A 3,220-nucleotide genomic window follows, 5' to 3' on the forward strand; every position below is an offset into this window, starting at 1 on the left:
ACTCAGGCTTATGGGCGTCACCGATTACATGGCTTTCGTCCATCCCTTCAGCGGCAACACCACGCAGGGCATGATGGGGTCTTGGTCGACCGACAGTGCCGCAGGCTTCAGCGACAGCATGATTTCGGCGCTGCTGCGCATCCAGAACCATCTCGCTATCGCAACCAAGATGGCGGTCCTCACCAAGCTCGCCGACAACATGATGACCACTTATCTCGGCGGCGACGCCGGCAGGCGCGTGCTGGACGGCCAGATCAAGCGTGGTGAGGGTGATACAATCCGGGCCGCACTGGTCATGGCCGATATGCGCGGGTCGTCAAGGCTTGCCGAAACCTCCGGCCGCGAAATCTATATCGATACCCTGAACCAGTTTTTTGACGCCGTTGCCGCACCTTTCAATCGCAAAGGCGGGCAGATCATGAGTTTCATTGGAGATGGCTTCATTGCCGTCTACCCTTGCGAAAGGCACCGCTCGCAGTCCGAGATCGCCTGCCAGGCTGCTCTTGCGGCGGCGCACAAGGCCAGCGCGCGCATGATGGATCTCAATCTGCGCAGGAAGCAGCAAGGGTTGAGCGACATCGGCTTTGGTATCGGCCTGCATGTCGGCAATGTGATGTTCGGCAATGTCGGCCTTACCGACCGGCTGACATTCTCTGTCTTCGGCTCTGCTGTAAACGAGGTCCAGCGCCTCCAGACGCTGACCAAGAAATATCCGCACAGCGTTCTCGCCAGCAAAGACTTCGCCAGCTATTGCGGCACCAACAGCTGGCTGACGCTCGGCAACGAGGAACTGGCGGGCATCAAGAAGCTGACGGTGCTTTCACCCGATCTGTCGGGCGCTCTCGCGCTTGATGAAGACGGTGCGATGGAGCCGATTCACGATCGGATATCGGACGCCGAGCAGGTCATGCTGCTTCATCGCGATGCCGCCCGGCTGTCGGCGGGCGACCGGCGGAAGCTCCAGTAACCGCCACGATCTGATCCGAACGCTTTTGGTCTGCAGTCCGGTCGCCGGTTCCGTCAGGGAACTGGCGACTATTTAGAATCCAAGTTGCTCTAGGCTGGCAATGCGCTAGTCTCGCTTTTCTGGGCCTGTCGCCAGGCAGGCCGCCAGAGTGGGGCTGGTGTGAGAATGAATTCGGGTATGAATTCGGGTTTTGACCTGCTGCGGATCGAAGATGTTGGCATCTCTTTTGCCATTGTCGGGGGACCGTTGCATGCCGTCAGGCGTGCGAATCTCCGCGTCCTACCCGGCAAGGTTACAGCGCTTGTGGGCGAGTCCGGTTCGGGAAAATCGGTTCTCAGCCAGGCCGTGATGGGCATCTTGCCGAAGACGGCCCATGTTCGCGGACGTATCCTGTTTTCGGATCCTGAAAGGCCCGGCACGACGCAGGATATCCTGCAGATGCCGCGTGACGGACCTGAAATCCGGGCATTGAGAGGCAGCCGCATCGGCAAGATCTTCCAGGAGCCGATGACGTCGCTGTCGCCACTGCACACGATCGGCAACCAGGTCAGCGAATCCTTACAGATTCATACGCCCATGGCCCGGGCGGAGCGCAAGGCGCGGACCGAGGAAATGCTCGGCCTTGTCGGTTTTCCCAATCCCAAGCGCGCCTATGACATGTATCCGTTTGAACTTTCGGGAGGATTGCGTCAGCGCGCCATGATCGCCATGGCGCTTATCTGCCGGCCCGCCTTGCTGATCGCCGACGAGCCGACGACAGCGTTGGACGTCACCATCCAGGCGCAAATCCTGCAGTTGCTGCGCGAGCTTCAGACCAAGCTGAACATGGCGATGCTGCTGATCACGCACGACCTCGGCGTGGTCGCCAATGTCGCCGACGAGGTGGTGGTCATCTACCATGGCGAGATCATGGAAGCGGGACCTGTCGAGGCGATATTCCGCCGGCCAGGTCACCCTTACCTGAAGGGCCTGATGGCGGCCGTTCCGCATTTCGACCTGAAGCCTGGCGAAAGGCTAAAGGCGCTCCGCGAGGTGCCGGTGAATGTCGAGAACCTGCTTGGCAAGCAGACGGCGCCGACGTCGAAGGGGCCGGACGACATCCTGCTGTCGGTCAGGGATCTCACGAAGACTTTCACCACCCGCAAGTCCGGATGGTTCAGCGGGGGTCATCAAACCTCCGTTCGCGCCGTGGACGGCGTGAGCTTCGATATCAGGCGGGGTGAGTGCCTGGGTCTGGTCGGCGAAAGCGGCTCCGGCAAAACCACCGTCAGCAAGATCCTCATGCGGGCTGTCACCCCCAGCGGCGGCTCGGTGATCTTCAACGGCCGCGATGGACCGATCGAGGTCCTGGAAGCCGAGGGAAACGCCCTGCGCATGCTGCGCGCGAAAATCCAAATGGTCTTCCAGGATCCGGTTTCGTCGCTTTCACCGCGCATGACGGTGGAGAACATCTTGAGCGAGCCGCTCGAAATCCATCAACGTGGCAATGCCGCGTCGCGGCTCGCCATGGTCAAGAGCCTGATGCAGGCAATCGGGCTCGATCCGCGCTTCATCAAGCGTTATCCGCACAGTTTCTCCGGCGGGCAGCGCCAGCGTATCGGCATCGCGCGGGCGTTGGCGCTGGGGCCTGAACTCCTTATCTGCGACGAGCCGGTTTCGGCGCTCGATGTCTCTGTCCAGGCACAGATCCTGAACCTTCTGAAGGACCTGCAGAAGGAGCTGGGCCTGACCTACCTGTTCATATCCCACAATCTGGCAGTGGTGGACTACATGGCGGACCGCATCGCGGTGATGTGCGGCGGGCGTATCGTCGAGCTTGCGCCGCGCGAAATTCTGCTTCGGAAACCAGTCCACCCCTACACGCGCTCACTGGTCGCCGCAGTGCCTTTCCCCGATCTCGACAGGCCGATGGATTTCAAGACGCTGAAGCTCAGCGGCGCTTCCGACACCAGCGCATGGGGACCGCAGTTCCGCGACGAGGGCGAAGAGGATGTGCTGTCGCCGCTCGATCTTGGCGGCGGCCACTTGGTGCTGGCCAGACGTTCGGCCGATGTCAGCGAGCTACGCCATTGATCAGCCGGCGCACCATCCTTGGCCTCGTGGCTTCGGCATTTCTGCCGGGCATGTCGCGCGCCGGCGATCTGGAGCCGGAATTTCTTCAGCCGGAGCTGAAGGCCAGGGCGCTGCCGGCACTCGCCGAACGCCTGCCCAAGAGCCCACGCGCGGTGAATCTCGCTGCGATGGGCCGGCAGC

The 3,220-nt window shown here is 61.6% G+C and carries 2 protein-coding genes and 1 pseudogene; all 3 read left to right on the top strand.

Going from position 1 to position 3,220, the window contains the following annotated elements; genetic code table 11:
* A partial coding sequence (locus tag ACXJ7R_RS28325; protein ID WP_457154711.1) for an adenylate/guanylate cyclase domain-containing protein occupies positions 1 to 967 on the top strand: 967 nt, incomplete at its 5' end.
* A gap of 177 nt (positions 968 to 1,144) precedes the next feature.
* Positions 1,145 to 3,040, top strand: coding sequence for an ABC transporter ATP-binding protein (locus ACXJ7R_RS28330; protein ID WP_457154712.1), 1,896 nt, complete (start codon positions 1,145 to 1,147; stop codon positions 3,038 to 3,040).
* Positions 2,923 to 3,220 (top strand): annotated as a pseudogene (locus ACXJ7R_RS28335) (ABC transporter substrate-binding protein); the annotation flags it as partial. The gene ACXJ7R_RS28330 and the pseudogene ACXJ7R_RS28335, both read left to right, overlap by 118 nt.

The organism is Mesorhizobium sp. P5_C1, from assembly GCF_054049815.1.